The organism is Arthrobacter sp. UNCCL28 (genome assembly GCF_900102805.1).
GTDB classification, from domain to species: domain Bacteria; phylum Actinomycetota; class Actinomycetes; order Actinomycetales; family Micrococcaceae; genus Arthrobacter; species Arthrobacter nicotinovorans_A.
The window spans coordinates 68467-83285 of the sequence record NZ_FMWE01000008.1 but is presented as its reverse complement, the minus strand read 5'-3'; the positions used below and the strand labels follow the sequence as shown (position 1 = coordinate 83285).

At 62.9% G+C, this 14819-nt stretch carries 16 protein-coding genes; 11 read left to right on the top strand and 5 right to left on the bottom strand.

What is annotated here, in order from left to right:
• Complete coding sequence (locus BLQ01_RS18725; protein ID WP_026541102.1) at nt 1-234, bottom strand: heavy-metal-associated domain-containing protein; 234 nt, start codon at nt 232-234, stop codon at nt 1-3.
• Between the two features lie 49 nt (nt 235-283).
• Nucleotides 284-649, bottom strand: coding sequence for a metal-sensitive transcriptional regulator (locus tag BLQ01_RS18720; RefSeq protein ID WP_026541103.1), 366 nt, complete (start codon nt 647-649; stop codon nt 284-286).
• A gap of 167 nt (nt 650-816) precedes the next feature.
• Between BLQ01_RS18720 and BLQ01_RS18715 the strand changes: the two genes are divergently transcribed.
• The 4 genes from BLQ01_RS18715 (at nt 817) to BLQ01_RS18700 (ending at nt 3518) form a co-directional block, all read left to right on the top strand.
• Entirely contained in the window at nt 817-1473 is a 657-nt protein-coding gene (locus BLQ01_RS18715) for an alpha/beta fold hydrolase (RefSeq protein WP_091553678.1), read from the top strand.
• A gap of 196 nt (nt 1474-1669) precedes the next feature.
• Complete coding sequence (locus BLQ01_RS18710) at nt 1670-2032, top strand: prevent-host-death protein (protein ID WP_368086119.1); 363 nt, start codon at nt 1670-1672, stop codon at nt 2030-2032.
• Nucleotides 2033-2035: 3 nt separating this feature from the next.
• On the top strand, nt 2036-2380 hold the full coding sequence (locus BLQ01_RS18705; protein WP_091553536.1) for a hypothetical protein: 345 nt from the start codon (nt 2036-2038) through the stop codon (nt 2378-2380).
• Nucleotides 2381-2507: 127 nt separating this feature from the next.
• Entirely contained in the window at nt 2508-3518 is a 1011-nt protein-coding gene (locus BLQ01_RS18700) for a YdcF family protein (protein WP_091553534.1), read from the top strand.
• A gap of 15 nt (nt 3519-3533) precedes the next feature.
• Here the strand turns inward: BLQ01_RS18700 and BLQ01_RS18695 are convergent, their stop codons facing one another.
• Together BLQ01_RS18695 and BLQ01_RS18690 are read right to left on the bottom strand one after the other, a co-directional pair.
• On the bottom strand, nt 3534-5546 hold the full coding sequence (locus BLQ01_RS18695; protein ID WP_254779534.1) for a glycoside hydrolase family 3 protein: 2013 nt from the start codon (nt 5544-5546) through the stop codon (nt 3534-3536).
• A 60-nt stretch (nt 5547-5606) separates the two neighbouring features.
• Nucleotides 5607-6902 (bottom strand): exo-beta-N-acetylmuramidase NamZ family protein, encoded by a 1296-nt coding sequence (locus tag BLQ01_RS18690; protein WP_091553532.1) that lies wholly within the window; start codon nt 6900-6902, stop codon nt 5607-5609.
• A gap of 174 nt (nt 6903-7076) precedes the next feature.
• Here BLQ01_RS18690 and BLQ01_RS18685 point away from each other — a divergent pair, with 174 nt between their 5' ends.
• The 7 genes from BLQ01_RS18685 to BLQ01_RS18655 all read left to right on the top strand — a co-directional run bounded on the left by BLQ01_RS18685 (nt 7077) and on the right by BLQ01_RS18655 (nt 12128).
• Nucleotides 7077-7985, top strand: coding sequence for a MurR/RpiR family transcriptional regulator (locus tag BLQ01_RS18685; protein ID WP_026547738.1), 909 nt, complete (start codon nt 7077-7079; stop codon nt 7983-7985).
• Between the two features lie 78 nt (nt 7986-8063).
• Nucleotides 8064-8600 (top strand): GNAT family N-acetyltransferase, encoded by a 537-nt coding sequence (locus BLQ01_RS18680; RefSeq protein ID WP_091553530.1) that lies wholly within the window; start codon nt 8064-8066, stop codon nt 8598-8600.
• A 51-nt stretch (nt 8601-8651) separates the two neighbouring features.
• Nucleotides 8652-9110, top strand: a complete 459-nt coding sequence (locus tag BLQ01_RS18675) for a hypothetical protein (RefSeq protein WP_139183517.1) — start codon at nt 8652-8654, stop codon at nt 9108-9110.
• Entirely contained in the window at nt 9107-9784 is a 678-nt protein-coding gene (locus BLQ01_RS18670; RefSeq protein WP_091553526.1) for a hypothetical protein, read from the top strand. Before BLQ01_RS18675 ends, BLQ01_RS18670 begins: the two co-directional genes overlap by 4 nt.
• Nucleotides 9785-9863: 79 nt before the next feature.
• A complete protein-coding gene (ppk2, locus tag BLQ01_RS18665) occupies nt 9864-10799 on the top strand; it encodes a polyphosphate kinase 2 (protein ID WP_035760806.1) in 936 nt (311 codons plus the stop codon).
• A 59-nt stretch (nt 10800-10858) separates the two neighbouring features.
• Nucleotides 10859-11389, top strand: coding sequence for an RNA polymerase sigma factor (locus tag BLQ01_RS18660; protein ID WP_081733321.1), 531 nt, complete (start codon nt 10859-10861; stop codon nt 11387-11389).
• Nucleotides 11382-12128 (top strand): hypothetical protein, encoded by a 747-nt coding sequence (locus BLQ01_RS18655; protein WP_091553524.1) that lies wholly within the window; start codon nt 11382-11384, stop codon nt 12126-12128. Before BLQ01_RS18660 ends, BLQ01_RS18655 begins: the two co-directional genes overlap by 8 nt.
• Nucleotides 12129-12177: 49 nt before the next feature.
• Here BLQ01_RS18655 and treS read toward each other — a convergent pair whose 3' ends face one another.
• The gene (gene treS, locus BLQ01_RS18650) at nt 12178-14469 is read right to left on the bottom strand and encodes a maltose alpha-D-glucosyltransferase (RefSeq protein ID WP_026541114.1); all 2292 of its coding nucleotides are present in this window, start codon (nt 14467-14469) and stop codon (nt 12178-12180) included.
• Nucleotides 14470-14819 lie beyond the last annotated feature (350 nt).

Here is a 14819-nt window from a genome sequence, read left to right as displayed (position 1 = left end):
CTAAGCTTCGTTGGCTACCACCAAGTAGCCGGCTTCTGCCACGGCTTCGCCAATTTCAGACGGCGAGAGCTCCTTGGTTGATGTGATGGTCACGGTGGACAATCCACCGGGGTTGAGGTCTACGGCCACATTCTCGACGCCGTTGAGCGACTCAAGTTCTTCGCTCACGCTGGAGACGCAGTGGCCGCAGGTCATGCCGGAAACGTTGACGTTGGTCTGGATGGTCTGGCTCATGGTGGTCTCCTTGGTGGTGAGTTGGATGGTGTGGTGGTTGTTGGCGGAATTACCGCAGCAGGCGCCCGATGGCATCGGTGGCCTCCTTCACTTTGGCGTCGATCTGTTCGGCTCGGGCTTCAGGGTTGGGCTCGGAGGCGGCGCCAACGACGCAATGGCCGATGTGCTCTTCGACGAGTCCCAGGCTGACGGCATGGAGGGCCTTGGTGGCCGCAGCTACTTGCGTGAGGATGTCGATGCAGTATTTGTCGTCCTCCACCATCCGCGCAATTCCGCGGACTTGCCCCTCGATCCGTTTCAAGCGTTTGAGGTACGCGTCCTTGTTGCTGGTGTACCCGTGGGGTGCGGTGTGCTCCGGTTCCACCTCGACGGCGGGTGCATCCGGTTGGCTCATGCTCAGGTCTGGCGTGCTCATATTTAGAATCTATACCCATGGGGGGTATGCGTCAAGTACCCCCTGGGGGTATTTTTTGGGAATTGGGCCTGCGGTAAAGCCCGGACTCGACCCATACTGGAGGCAGCGCCGTCGATGCTGCTTCATCGCCGACGCAGGCACCAGTGGAGCGATGTCGGGGTGGGATGATGGCGGTTTTCGTACTGATTCATGGGGGCGGTTCCACGTCGTGGGACTGGCACTTGGTCCAGCCCCTGCTCGCGGCTGCTGGCCATGAGGTCATTGCGGTGGACCTGCCCATCGAAAACAAGAACGCGATGCTTGAGGATTACACCCGCGCCGCAACGGAGGCGGCCGACGGCGCCCGGCACACCATCGTGGTTGGTCACTCGCTGGGTGGCTTTACGGCGCCTTTGGTCTGCGATGAACTCAATTCGGACGGCCTGGTGTACCTCTCGGCAATGATTCCCATGCCGGGTGAGACCTTCGGTGAATGGTGGACCAATACCGGGCATGACCGCGAGACCATCCCCGACGAGGCGTTCTTCAACCTCGTTCCGGACGATCTTGCACAGCAAGCCCGTGGCAAGGAGCGCGATCAGCAGGGGGCCTGGATGTCAGGACCTTGGCCCGGCCGGCATCCGGACGTCCCCACACTGGCCATTTTGTGCCGTGACGACCTGTTCTTTCCGGCGCCGTTCATGCGGCGCCAAGTACAGGACCGGTTGGGAACCGAAGCGGTGGAGATCCCGGGCGGCCATTACGCCACACTGAGCCACCCGGATGCTGTGGCTGCGGCGTTGGACGACTTCGCCCAGGGGATCGCACTAACACGACCAGCGTGAGTGCCAGCTGGTCTGGACTTCAGAATACGTTCTGAGTTAGTGTTATTGCATGGGTGCAGCCACAAAATCTGAAAGAACAATCCGACCTTCCCGGGCTACGGCAGCGTCCGAGTCCTTTAGAGCCCGCACGTCATTTCAGTCTTCTGAACTGAGCCGATCCTCGGCGGACGTTTTTGCGGCTGCCGCAGACCATCCCGTGAAGGTCACGCGACGTGATGGCGAATCTCTGGTGCTGATGTCGGAAAGCGCCAATGCGGCGCGCGTTTCCCTGCTTGAACTCGCGGCACAACTGGTCGCTGTTTCGACGAGCATGGAGGGAACGCTCGCGGACCGCATGAGTGATCGTTTTCCTTGGATGCTGGCACTGAGCCCGGATGACCGGGCGGCATGTGCCGAAAAGGTGCTAGCGGCAGCAAGGGCATCCTTTGCAACTAATCAGCCTCATCTGGCGATTGCAGAACTGACGTCATGGCGCGAAACGGCGACAGCCCTTGCAGCGGGGCTCGGCAGGGAACCGGTGGAGTGGTTGGACGCCTCGGAATCCGTCCAGCGTCCATAGCGAATGTCGAAGAACGAAAAGGTTGAACGTCCGACCAAAAAGAGCGAGTACGAACTCCGATTTGCCTCCGTCCAAGCCAGACGGGGATGGACAGACTTGAAAGCCACCATCAGGAATTCGATGGCTGATGCGTGGGATTTTCTGACCCGGACTCCTCAGCAGGTAACTCCTTTCAACTATCCGCTACGCGGCGAGCTGGGAATCGTAAAGCGTGACGGAGCTACCCATGAGCGATGGCAGTACAAGCCCACCCTCAAGGGAGATGCCCGCCTCTGGTTCTACATTGAGGATCGTGTCGTATTTCTCGAGCAGGTCCATACAAGCCACCCCAACGAGACCAAGAGCTGAATCCGCCCAAAAGCCCGACGTCGGCACCCACCCGGTGGCCGACGTCGAACTTTACTCATGCGGCGACCGACTACCGAGGCGTCCGTGACCAGACCAGGGCGCCATCCTCAACGCATAGGCTTGGACCATGCTGAACCTGGTCCTTGGACTTCTCTTTGCGGGGCTCTTCCTTGCCTCCTACCAGTCCGATCGGCGCAGGCTCCGCAACGGGGTGCTCCTGCTGGTGGCGGCCTGGTTGCTGCTTCAGGCGCTCTTGGACTTCCTCATCGACCTGAACCCGTGGTTCGAGTGGCTGAACCTGGTGATCGTAGTGGTCCCGGTGGTGAGCATTTTTGTGTTCGCCGGCTTCCTGATCGCCAACGGCATCACCATGGTCCACAGGGAGGGTCCCGGCATCAGCAGCTTCCTGCCCATCGCCGTGGGCCTGGCAGTGTTCCTCGCTCCCGTTGTGGCCTTCCTGTTCGTGCTGAGCGGGCAGCCCGTCCTGGCGGGTCTCGCCGCCTTGGCGTTCTTCCTCTGCGCTTACCTGGGCTGCGCCTTTGTGGTGTTCCTCGGGTATGCGCTGGTGTATTCAAGGATGCGGTTCAGCGCGAATCCGGCGGCCGTGATTGTCCTGGGCTCCGGCCTGATTGACGGCAAAGTCCCGCCATTGCTCGCCGCGCGCCTGAACAAGGCTTTGGAAATTTACGACGGCGGCGCACCGGTCAGGCCCGTACTGGTGCCTTCCGGTGGCCAAGGCCCGGACGAACCGCGGCCCGAGTCCACCGCAATGAAGGAATATCTGGTGGCCAAGGGCGCTTCGGCCGTCGATGTGCTGGAAGAAAACCAGGCCACCACCACCCGAGAGAACCTCGCCTATTCGGTTGCCTTGCTTGCCGACAAAGGTATCCAGGGACCGGTGCTGGTGTGCACCAACAACTACCATGTTCTCCGCGCGGCCCTCCTGTCGCGGCGCCAGAAAATCAACGCCGAGGTAGTGGGTGCTCCCACCGCCAGGTACTTCGTGCCCAGCGCCTTTCTCCGCGAGTTCGTGGCCGTGATGAGGGACAACCGGGTGACAAACCTGGTACTTTGCCTGCCGATGTTCGGGGTTGCCCTGCTCATCACGGTCGCACTGATGAACTCCGCGGTGGTGTAGTCCTTTTTCCAGGGCCTACGGCTTGGGGAGTCCCGTGGTGAACGTGTGGCTCCATTCGGTGACGGCGCCTTCGGTGAACACGTACCCCTTGCCGCGTACGGCCGTGACGGTCACCGTACCTTCAGGCTTCTTGTACGTTCCGGCGGAGATTTCCTTGCCGTCCACCAGGTAGGTCACGCCGTCCACCGATGGGACGGTGTAGGCGTCCTGGCCCCGGCCCGGCTTGTCCGTGAAGGTGACGGCTGCCGGCGTCGTGGATTCGTAGTGGAGGCCGAAGCCCAAAGGCAACAGGACGCCGTCGCCGTCTGCTTCGGGTATGTTGACCGGCAGCTTGCCGCCGGGGTTCACCGCACCGGAGATGGCGCGGGCCACGCCGTGGAAGTTTACCGCGTTGACGCCGTAGCTGTTGAGGACGGCGGCTGCACCAGGATAGACGCTGATGTCATAGGGATTTCGTGTGGCAACGACGATCACGGGGGTTCCGGTCGCCGCCAGTTCTGCCACCATTTGTTGCTGGGCCGCGTTGGCAGTGGCGTTGTACGAGGCGAAAACCACGGCATCGACGCCGCGTGCGGCCGCTACCGCCCGTGCCCGATATGCGGCGGAGGGCGAGGCTCCGGCTTCGTAGTCTTCGGTGACGGCGAAGCCTTGTTCCTTCAGGAGGGGAGCGGCAGTTTCAGGCTTGGCGGAACCGGCCCCCACCATGAGTACCGAGCTTCCGGGGGCGAGGGGGAGGACCCTGTCCTCGTTGCGGAGCAGCGTCGCCGCCCGGTCCGAGATCTGGTTGGCCGTGGCCAGGTTGCCCGCGGTTCCCACCAACTGGTCCACGGCGTTGGGGTCCGCCATCGGCTGCTCGAAGACTCCCCGCTTGACCTTCCACTCAAGAATCCGGCGGACGGACTCATCAAGGCGGCTCTCCGTCAGCTCACCGGACTCGACGGCGGCGCGGACCCCTGCGAACGAGGCGTCCACATCCGGGGAGTTCAGGAGGATGTCCGAGCCGGCCTGGATGGCCTTGACCGCGATTTCTTCCTGGGGCCATTCGGCGGCCATCGCGGCCATATCGAGTGCATCCGTGGTGACCAGGCCCTTGAATCCGAGCTCGTCCCGGAGCAAACCAGTCAGAACCTTGTGCGACAGGGTGCCGGGCATTTCCGGGTCGATGGCCTCAACAATGATGTGGGCTGTCATGACCATGTCCACGCCACCGTCGATGGCTGCTTTGAAGGGTTTCAGGTGCTGGTTCAGGGTCTCGCGGTCGTAGGTGACGGTGGGCAGTCCATAGTGGGAGTCCACCGATGTATCGCCGTGGCCGGGGAAGTGCTTGGCAGCAGCGCCCACGTTGTGTTCCTGCATGCCGTCGATCTGTGCCACGCCAAGGGCGCTGACCAGCGCCGGGTCTTCACCCATGGAACGGATGCCGATCACGGGGTTGTCCGGGTTCGAATTGAGGTCCAGGACGGGTGCGAAGTCCACATTGATACCCATGGCGCGCATCTCGGACCCCAGGATTTCACCCTGCGCCCTGGCAAGTTCCTGATCTGCCGTGGCACCCAGGGCCATGTTTCCGGGGAGGACGGTGGCCGGTGACCCGATCCGGGCCACCAACCCGCCTTCCTGGTCGATGGTGACGGCCAACGGAATGCCCGTCCCGTCCTGGCCTACTGCCGTTTGCTGCAGCCCGTTGGACAGGCCAGCCACCTGCCCGGGATTGTTGGTGTTCCCGGACCAGGCGAAGTAGAGGACCCCGCCAAGGTTGTACTTGGCTACGACTTCAGCGGGCGTATTGACGCCGTAGCGGGCCTGGTTGCTTGCCGCCATGGACGTGTCGTCGGCCGATGAACCGTAGACGTGCGTCCAGGTCATCTGGCCGATCTTCTCGTCCAGCGACATGCCGGCAATCATCGCCTCGATGTCCGGCGAGGCAGCGACCGTCGTCGTGCGTGCCGTGGTGGGGGCGGCTGCGGCGACGCCCCCTGCCACCACTCCCGCGCCTGTCATGAGCAGCGCCGTGGCGGCGGCCGTCATCAACGTAGTTCCTTTTCTGAGCATGAGGGTTCCCATTCCGATCGTGAGTGTTCCGGCTGGTTAGCGGGGTCCGTTGTAGAGGAGGTATTGGCGGGTATCGCGGACGAATTGACCCAGTTCCGCCCGCCAGCTGTCCATGATGGTCCGGGCGTCCGCGCCGGCGTCGAGTTGTTCGGCAAAGCGGGCCGACCCGCTCAGCAGCCCCATCCAGCGCCCGGCGTCGCCGCGCCAACCGAAGCCGGGGTACAACCGCTTTGCTTCCACCAGCATGTGCGTGCCGATTTCCAAGGCTTCTACGCGGGCAGGATCGGTGATGTGTACCTGGACTCCACCACAGATGATTCCCTGGTTCTTGGAAAGGGTGGGCTGGAAGTAGGCTTCGCGGAACGTGACACCTGCGAGGCCCTTGCTGTTCAGTGCCTCGGCCCAGCGGTAATCCACGTAAGGAGCGCCGATCAGTTCGAAAGGCCGGGTGGTCCCGCGGCCTTCGGACATGTTGGTGGCCTCAAAGAGTGCTGTGCCCGGGTACAGGAGCGCGGTCTCGGGAGTGGGCATGTTGGGGCTGGGCAGGATCCACGCGGCGCGGTTGTCCGGTCCGGTCATTTCGCGGCGCCATCCCTGCACTTCCACTATGTGGAGGTCCTGGAGGGGAGTGAGGCCGGCTGCGGGCAAGTGCACTGCATTGAAGTACTTGGCCAGCTCGCCTACGGTCATGCCGTGTTGGAGGGCGATTCCCAGCTTTCCCACTCCGGACTCGAATCCCGGCCGCAGGACCGGGCCGCGCGCCTGTCCGCCGACGGGGTTCGGCCGGTCAAGGACCACGAACCTGGCGCCCGTCCTGGAGGCGGCCTGCATGGCTCCCCACATGGTCCAGATGTAGGTGTAGAACCGCGCGCCCACGTCCTGGATGTCGAAGCAGATAGTGTCCACACCGGATTTCTCGTAGAAGCCCACGTAGCCGTCCACTTCAGCGCCGTAAGAATCGTAAACGGTGATGCCGGTGCGGGGATCCACTGAGGTGCCCTCGCTGCCGCCGTCCTGGGCGGTGCCGCGGAACCCATGCTCGGGGCCGAAAACGGCTCTTACGTCCACGCCGTTATCCGCCATGTCGTCAACGATCGAGTGGAAGTTTGCCAGGACTCCGGTGGGGTTGGTGATGACTCCCACCCGCCGGCCGGCAAAAATGCTCCATTTGTCCGCGGCGGCAGCGTCGGCGCCGTTGATTGTGGTGCCGGGCTTCCCGGGGCGGGTGGTTTGGAGGCTGGCAGCAGTAGCGCCGGGGGCAAAGGGTGCGATGACGGCTGTTGCGGCAGCGAGTCCCGATGCGTGGAGTAATTTTCGGCGGTTGAGTGTCATGGGGAGCCTTTCAGATGAGCAGGGCATGACAACTTTTGTGATGTCGCTTACACCGACCGTATTCGCTGTGGAGTTGCGCGTCAATCGTTTACCCGCGATGCGATGGTTGGGTAAATTATTTACATGCACGGGCCGCTACTGTGGGCTGGGCTGACCCGTCTGAAAGGAAGCTCCATGGAAGAGGCACCGAACGTGCAGTTGTCGCGGACCGTTTTGGTGCGGATACGCTCCGCATTGCCCTCCCTGCGCCCTTCCGAGCGCGCCGTCGCAGAGTTGGTGCTCGCTGATCCTTCCCGGGCCGCCATGATGTCAATCGCTGATCTCGCTGAACAGGGCGGAACATCCACCACGTCCGTTGTGCGCTTCTACAAAAAGGTGGGCTACAGCGGGTATTCCGATCTGCGCCTGGACCTCGCCCGGGAAACCGCTCGCGAAAGCCTCGCCAACAGCGTCCCGGCGGGAGTCTACGAGGACATCAACACGTCCGATTCGCTGCGGGATATAGTCTCCAAGATCGCCTTCAACGAGACCATGTCCATCGCCGACACGGCACAAGTGCTCGACGTCGACCACCTCGCCCAGGCTGTGAAGGCCATCTCCGCTTCGCGGAAGACCGACATCTTCGGCGTTGGGGCAGGAGGCCTGGTGGGCGAGGACCTGCAGCAGAAACTGCACAGGATCGGCCGGACGTCCTTTGCTTGGTCTGACCCGCATGCGGCGCTGGCCTCTGCGGCGCTTTTGGACCACGACGGCGTTGCTGTCGCCGTCTCCCACTCGGGCACCACCGTGGACACGGTGGACTTCCTCGCGGCAGCGAAGGCGGCAGGGGCAACCACTATCGCGGTCACCAATCACGCCGACTCGGCGTTGGGGCGGGCGGCGGATATTGTGCTGAATACCGCCGCACGCGAGACTCCCTTCAGGTCCGGGGCCATGGGGAGCCGCATCGCCCAGATGATGGTGGTGGACTGCCTCTTCGTGGGAGTCGCCCAGCATTCCTATGACGCCTCGGTTTCGGCGCTCCAGAAGACCCATGCCGCGGTCCAGGGCCGGAAATTGCCCCGGGGTTCGACGCAGGCGTAGGCCTGTTGCCGGGCGAATGTTCTGCAGGACCAATCAGCTGTCCCGGGACGAGTTTGCGCGCCGGGGTAGGGTCGAGGGATGTTGACGCTTGTTGCCCCGGACGTTTCCTTCTACGAGTCATTCATCGAGTCCCACCGCGAATGGGATGGCACGCATCAGGATGGTGCCGGGCTGTTTGCCGGCGATGACATCAGCACGGCGGAAGGTTTCGCTGCATGGGTGGATAAGTTGCTTGAGGCTGAACATGCCGAAGAAGTGAACGGCATCGTCCCCTGCACTTATCGCTGGATAACTGATGGCTCACGGTATGTGGGGGCCATCGCCTTCCGTCACTACTTGACACCGGCCCTGCTGAACTCGGGCGGACATGTTGGGTACGGCGTGCGTCCTTCCGATCGTGGCCGTGGGGCAGCAACCTGGGCTTTGCAGGAAGTATGTGCCGGGCTGGCAGCCGGGGGAGGGCCCGGGCGGGTCCTCTTGACCTGTGATGACAGCAATGCGGCGTCCGCCAGGACCATCGAGCGCAACGGCGGCCAGCTCGAAGACGTTCGCTTGGATGAGGAAGGCCAGCCCTTCAGGCGCTACTGGATTGAGCTCGCCACTGCCGGGCAGTAAATTTGTCACCCGGGGGTTGACGCGGTGCTTGAGTGCGGGCACCATGGACGCATGGTCAGTCAACCCGGGGGTGACAGCTTAACTTCGCCAGGCCCTGATCCGCAGTGGCAGCAGGTGCTCACCCATCGTGCAGCCGACGACGGCTCCCGTGAAGCAGCAGCCAACAGGTTTGCAGAACGCGGGATCACCCCGGAGCAGGTGCGCTCCGTCTTGAACGATGGCGGCGATGCCATGTACGCGGCTGCCGCAGCGGGCAGTCCTGGTTGGGCAGAAGCATTCGGCGGGCCTTTGGCCGTGGCCCTGCTGTCCGCGGAAGTCAGTGCCTTTGCCGCACATTTGAATTCCAGGGCGTCCGGAGTCAGGTCAGCGGCTGTCGCTGAGCTCCTGGACGAATACAGCGCCGTCACCGTGGCCGGAGAGCTCGGAGTGGCGCGCCAGAAGGTATACGAAATTGCACGGGCAGGTCTTCGTCCGCCCTACATTGAGAAGGTCCCTTGGAGGACACAATGAATCCGATCGAAGAGAAGGTCCAATTACCGGACCCGCAAACCCACTTTCTGGTCCATCCACTTGACCTGCCGGCAGCCCGCAAGGAGTTCCTGCTGGGCTGGTGGTTGGGCGTCTTCGCCACACCCCAGGTCTACACGGCGCTCCTAGCCTTCTTCTGGGCAGTCAGCAACAACTACGTCACACCCGTGCTGGTCCCGCTCGTTCTGGTGGTGATTGCGGGGTGGGTCGGTTCCAGGCTCACCCGCGGCGCCTGGGACTACATTCCACGGAAACGGCATGACCGGCAGCGGCGGTTGCCTGGCCTGAGGATCAGCGCAGCGCTCGTCACCTCGATGGCACTCCTTGCCGGGCTGGTGGTTTTCATGCTCTGGGCTTCCGGGCAGGACTTCGTTCCCGGCTTCAGTGCGTACCCCTTGGGAATGGGTGCGGCCATTGTGCTGATCATGGTCTTGGAGTTGGTGGTCAAGCTTGTCCGCCGCAGGACGCTGGAGATTGTTCCCCAGGTCCTGAGCACGGTTGTAGTGGCGATCGCCCTGTGCCTGGGATTCGTCCTCCTTCCGCCGGGGGATGCCCCTGGTGTCCCGGAGGTGCTGCCCGGTGCCGCCATCCTTGTGGGCGTCTGGTTGATCTGGCTGCTTTTCACCACAACGGAGTCCCGCCGCAACCACGGTTGATGGCCTGCAACCCTGTTCATGTTCCCGTCACCAGTCATTGCTAGGCTCCGGGCACTACACGGCTGACCAGGAGGACCGCATGACGGAGGCAAACGCACTATCCACTTCTCTGGACAATTGGTGGGTCAGGGACAACTTGAGGGAGACCATCGATCACTTGGTGGAGCTGGGTTACACCATCAGCGGCGGGCAGGGGGAAGACCCCGACCTGATCGACCCCGGTGGATCGGCGGTGGAGACCTGGAACGAGGATTATCCCTACGAACAGCGGATGACGCGGGACGAGTACGAGATCGAGAAGTACCGGCTCCAGATCGAGCTGCTGAAATTCCAGTACTGGGGCCAGGATCGCGGACTCAAGCATGTGATCGTGTTCGAAGGCAGGGACGCGGCAGGCAAGGGCGGCACCATTAAGCGTTTCACGGAGCATCTGGACCCCCGTTCCGCCCGGACTGTGGCGCTTGCCAAGCCGTCGGACCGCGAGCAGGGCCAGTGGTATTTCCAGCGCTATATCCAGCACCTTCCCACGGCCGGGGAGATCGTCATGTTCGACCGCTCCTGGTACAACCGGGCCAACGTGGAGAAAGTCATGGGCTTCTGCACCGATGACGAATACCGCATCTTCATGGGGCAGGCGCCGGTCTTCGAAAAGATGCTGGTGGACGCCGGTATCCACGTGACCAAGTTCTGGTTTTCCGTTACCAGGCAGGAGCAGCGCACCCGTTTCGCCATCCGCCAGATCGATCCCGTCCGCCGCTGGAAGCTCTCGCCCATGGACCTTGCGTCATTGGACCGCTGGGAAGAGTACACCGACGCCAAGGAACAGACATTCCTGCACACGGACTCGGACCACGCACCGTGGATCACCATCAAATCCAACGACAAGAAGCGCGCCCGCATCAACGCCATGCGCTATTTCCTCAACCAGTTCGAGTATGAGGACAAGGACACCTCGGTGGTCTACGACGCCGATCCGCTGATCCTCCGCCGTGGCCGCGACGCAGTAGGCGACTAACCTCGGGCCTTTTTCCGGAAGTTGGTTACATTCTTCCTACGGCCGGACATTAACGGGGTATGAGCTTGCAAATGGAGCAGGGGGATCGTGTGGAGCCAGCCAGGCAGAAGCATTTCCTGGCGGCACACGCGGCGTGCCACGACAAGGTGTACCGCTATTTCCGGCGTCGAACCGACGGTGCGTCGACGGCGGAGGACCTCACCGCCGACGTTTTCCGGATCGCGTGGGAAAAGTCCCGTCAGGACCAGGAACTCTCAGTCCTCGTGGTGTTCGGAATTGCCCGGAACGTCCTCCGCAACCACTACCGTTCAGCCGTTCGCTCCCACAACCTCACGCAGCAACTGGAGCGGCAGCGAACCCACGAGCTGGGGACGGACGACGGCGAGGTGAGGGAAGCGCTGGACCGGCTCAGACCCGAGGAACGCGAGGTCCTTCTCCTGACGTACTGGGATGGATTCAGTTCTGCCGAGGTTTCCGACCTGCTCGATGTCACGGCAACAGCGGTCAGGATGCGTCTGCACCGGGCGCGGAAAGAGCTCAGCAAACTGCTTCGGACGGACCACACCACGGAGGATCCCCGCAATGCGTAACAACGAAACGTCTACCCTGGACCGCCTGGCTTCTGCCGATCCCGCCTTGACGGTCACAGAGGATGAACTGGCCCGGAGCCGGGAGAAGAGCCTGGCCGTCATGCGCACCGATGCAGAGCAGCTTTCTGTCGGGGGCTTCGTAGAAGATCTCCACCGACGCTCGCCCAAGGGACGCCGCCTCCGGGTGCTGGCCGGTGCAGGGTTGGCGGCCGCGGCAGCAGCAGTTGTTGTGGGTGTGGTCCTGACGTCCTCCATGCCGGCTCCCCCCAACGAGCAAGCTGCGCCGGCTGCAACGGAACCCGTCACTGTTCAGGAGGACGCGTCGAACCCGCCAGGCCTTTCGCCCCTGCCGGAGATTACGGGGCTCAAAGATGCGACGGGGAACGCCAGGATTATTACCGGTGGCAACGGCAATAAGGCGGCTGTTTCCACGGACGAAGACGTAAACGTCTTCATGGAAGCGCTCGCCACGGGAACCTTGGGACTGAGCAGCGGCGGCTGCATAGTCAGCAACCCAGGGGACGGAAAATTCCATGGACTGATCTTCCCCTTCGGAACCAAAGTCACTAACGAGGGGGTTGTGCTGCCGGACGGCGTGGCGTTCAACATCGGCGATGAATTCTCGTTCGGCGGTGGCGGCACTCCCGAGGGCCTGCCGCCCAACGAGTGCCTTCCATCAGGCGGCGGTTTCCTGGTTCAGTCCTGGCGCGAGGCCCCGGTTTCGACGCAGCCTGAATAACACCAAACCGCGACGTCGGCACTCACCGTGAGTGCCGACGTCGTGCGTTCTATTCGGCGGACTCTTCCTCCACAACCGGGTCCTTCAACAGCAGCGCCGTGCCTTGGAACGGCCCGAGCTGGAGGAAGAAGCTGCACAGATCATCCACCTGGCCGACGTCCTCGCCGCTGAACAGGTCATGCACGGCAGCTCCCGGAACGAGGTGTGAGGACTGGATGCTGCCGGCGATGTCCTGGTCCGAGAAGTTCAGCACGGTGACCTGGAGTGCTCCGTCGGCGAGCTGGTTGACCAACACCAGAAGCCCCCGGTTGGAGACCTCGGGCACGTCCAGCAAGGTGCTGGTGGCGATGCCCGACTCCTCCCGCACTGTGAGGATCTGCTGGAGCCGGCGCGCGTAGGAGCTTGGATCGTTGAGCTGCTCAGGCAACGAGCCGTAGAGGCTGCGGGCCCGGGCCATGCCTGCCAGCGAGGTCTTCGCTTCGGGGCTGGTTCCCATGAGGTCGTGGGCGCCGCGGTTGATCCAGCGGGTGTCGCCCTGCGACGTCAGCTCCTTGACGGTCTCGCGGTCCAGGGCCGTGATACCGGTGAGGTCCCAGCCGGAGAGCGCGAAGACGCCCGGCTGCAGCGCGTTGTACATGGACAACAGCACGTGGGCATCCCGCACCTGGGCCTCCTGCTCGGTGGTGATGGCGTCCTGGTCCGTGATACCCAGCGCGGCCGTGATGAAGCTGACCGTGGTGCAGGCGATGCCGTTTGTGGTGAAGAGTGCGTTGTACGGGCCGTTCGCGCCCGTGAGGCGTTCCCGCAGGGTTTCCTGCACCTTCTCGGCAACTTCGGCACCGGTCAGTTCTTCGCCGCCCAGCTCAAAAATGTCGTCCCTGTGGCCGGCTGCGAAGTGCAGCAACTCGTAGGTGAGCTCGTCGTGGTTCTGGAGGGCATGGACCAGGGAAGCCTGGTCCACCCCGATCTCCATGGACAGGCGCAGGGTCAGGCGCAGGAATTCGGTATCTCCGGTGACGAAGGCGTAGTGGTACGCGGGCCGGGTGATGAAATCGTACGAGAGGTCGGGCCCGGACTCCGACTGGGCTTTGATGTCATCAATGGTGAGGTTCAGTTCCTGGAAGGAGAACCCGCCCACTTTACGGATCATGGACCCGATCAGCTGGTTTGCGGCCTCAGACAACGGGTGGCCCTCCGACCAACCCGGCTCCTCCTCCGCACTCTTTTCGACGCCCAGGAATCCGTTGGCATCGAGCCTCAGTGCGCCCGTGCCAAGGTCCAGCAGCGAGTGCAGGGCATCGCCGACAACCAGGCGCATGCCGGCGAAGGTTGGGTCCAGCCAGTTGATGGAAGGCTGTCCGGACTTGAAGTAGTGGAGGTAGACCCAGCGGCGGGTCTTTCCGGTGGTGTCGATGATTGGCTTGGTGGCGCTCCAGTTGGTTTCCTTCACGCCGGGTTCATAGAAAATGACCCGCTGCAGCCGCCCGATGATGTAGCCCGCCTTCTGCAGGGCTTCCTCGGCAGCCGGGCTGATGTTCACCGAATCCGCGCCCTCGGGGACGTCCGGCAACAGGTGCCAGTCTTCCTCGGGGATGTCCACCATGTGGTAGATCCCCGGGTAGTCGCGGAAGTTCATCTCAGCCAGCCGGAAGTCGGCACCCTTGCCGGTGTGCCCCGGGACGATGTCGTCAATGATGGTTCCGCCGTGCTGGTTGGCGACCTCGCACATTTGGCGGAACTCTTCTTCGGTGCCGAACGCGGGATCGATCGCCATGGAGATGCGGTCAAAGTGCCCGTCCACGCTGGGAGTCTGAGACCATCCGCGGATGCCGCCGGCCAGCTTCACCGGGCCTGTGTGCAAACCGCGGATGCCGATCTTGCTGAACGCATCCCAAAGCTCGGGATCACCCAGCGCCGAGAGGAAGGACTGGCCATCCTTGGTGATGAAGGACAACGGGTAGGCCGTGAACCAGACAGGTGCGCGCTCCACGGCAGCGCGGGGGTTGGGCCTGGCATAGGAGTTCTGCCACATGCTCGCCTGGCCGGAAAGCTGCCGGGCCATGGTGTTGGCGTCCCCCAGCATGGACTGGTTCCGGAGCCAATCCACATAGGTGGAGTTCAGGCCGTCGAATTCAAGGGAAGGGCGGGCCGCGAAAAATTGCCGCCTGCGGGCAATGGGCCTCAGCGCCTTGGGGCGGGCCGGGTAGAACTGCTCGTCGAAAGTGATTTCCGCCGGTTCGCTCACGCTTTCATCGGGCGTTTCCTGTGGCGTTTCCTCCGAATTTTCTTCCGGAGTTCCGCTGGTTTCTGACACGCTCTCGCTGACTGCAGGCTCCCGCACAGTTTTCTCCTTTACGTGGTCGCCGCGTCAACGCCGACCGTCCGAGGGGGTCGTTCAAGAGGTCACGTACCCGGGCTGCCCCGGACTATTCATGCTAGTCACGTTGGCCTGCGGTTTGTCGAACCCGCGAACAAGTAAGTCTCGTTATTATTCAGCGGCTTGACGTTCAGTGCTTGGAGGCCAACTGCAAAGAAGCCCGACGTCGGCACCCGGGTGAGTGCCGACGTCGGGCTTCACAGGGTGCTTTTGCTGTTCTTTAGAAGGACCGCCACTCCACGGGAGCCGTGACTGCGTTCGGCCCTACCGAGAGGCCCTCACCTGCCAGTACCGTGGCTCGTGGAGATCGGAGA

What these genes read in the sequence shown, in the direction of transcription:
- BLQ01_RS18695 (WP_254779534.1), bottom strand. Translation starts at nt 5,546, where the DNA reads ATGACGGCCGCCGCCACGGCGCTGCTCATGACAGGCGCGGGAGTGGTG.
- BLQ01_RS18685 (WP_026547738.1), top strand. Translation starts at nt 7,077, where the DNA reads ATGGAAGAGGCACCGAACGTGCAGTTGTCGCGGACCGTTTTGGTGCGG.
- BLQ01_RS18720 (WP_026541103.1), bottom strand. Translation starts at nt 649, where the DNA reads ATGAGCACGCCAGACCTGAGCATGAGCCAACCGGATGCACCCGCCGTC.
- BLQ01_RS18675 (WP_139183517.1), top strand. Translation starts at nt 8,652, where the DNA reads ATGGTCAGTCAACCCGGGGGTGACAGCTTAACTTCGCCAGGCCCTGAT.
- BLQ01_RS18655 (WP_091553524.1), top strand. Translation starts at nt 11,382, where the DNA reads ATGCGTAACAACGAAACGTCTACCCTGGACCGCCTGGCTTCTGCCGAT.
- BLQ01_RS18690 (WP_091553532.1), bottom strand. Translation starts at nt 6,902, where the DNA reads ATGACACTCAACCGCCGAAAATTACTCCACGCATCGGGACTCGCTGCC.
- ppk2 (WP_035760806.1), top strand. Translation starts at nt 9,864, where the DNA reads ATGACGGAGGCAAACGCACTATCCACTTCTCTGGACAATTGGTGGGTC.
- BLQ01_RS18705 (WP_091553536.1), top strand. Translation starts at nt 2,036, where the DNA reads ATGTCGAAGAACGAAAAGGTTGAACGTCCGACCAAAAAGAGCGAGTAC.
- BLQ01_RS18680 (WP_091553530.1), top strand. Translation starts at nt 8,064, where the DNA reads ATGTTGACGCTTGTTGCCCCGGACGTTTCCTTCTACGAGTCATTCATC.
- BLQ01_RS18660 (WP_081733321.1), top strand. Translation starts at nt 10,859, where the DNA reads ATGAGCTTGCAAATGGAGCAGGGGGATCGTGTGGAGCCAGCCAGGCAG.
- BLQ01_RS18670 (WP_091553526.1), top strand. Translation starts at nt 9,107, where the DNA reads ATGAATCCGATCGAAGAGAAGGTCCAATTACCGGACCCGCAAACCCAC.
- BLQ01_RS18700 (WP_091553534.1), top strand. Translation starts at nt 2,508, where the DNA reads ATGCTGAACCTGGTCCTTGGACTTCTCTTTGCGGGGCTCTTCCTTGCC.
- BLQ01_RS18715 (WP_091553678.1), top strand. Translation starts at nt 817, where the DNA reads ATGGCGGTTTTCGTACTGATTCATGGGGGCGGTTCCACGTCGTGGGAC.
- BLQ01_RS18725 (WP_026541102.1), bottom strand. Translation starts at nt 234, where the DNA reads ATGAGCCAGACCATCCAGACCAACGTCAACGTTTCCGGCATGACCTGC.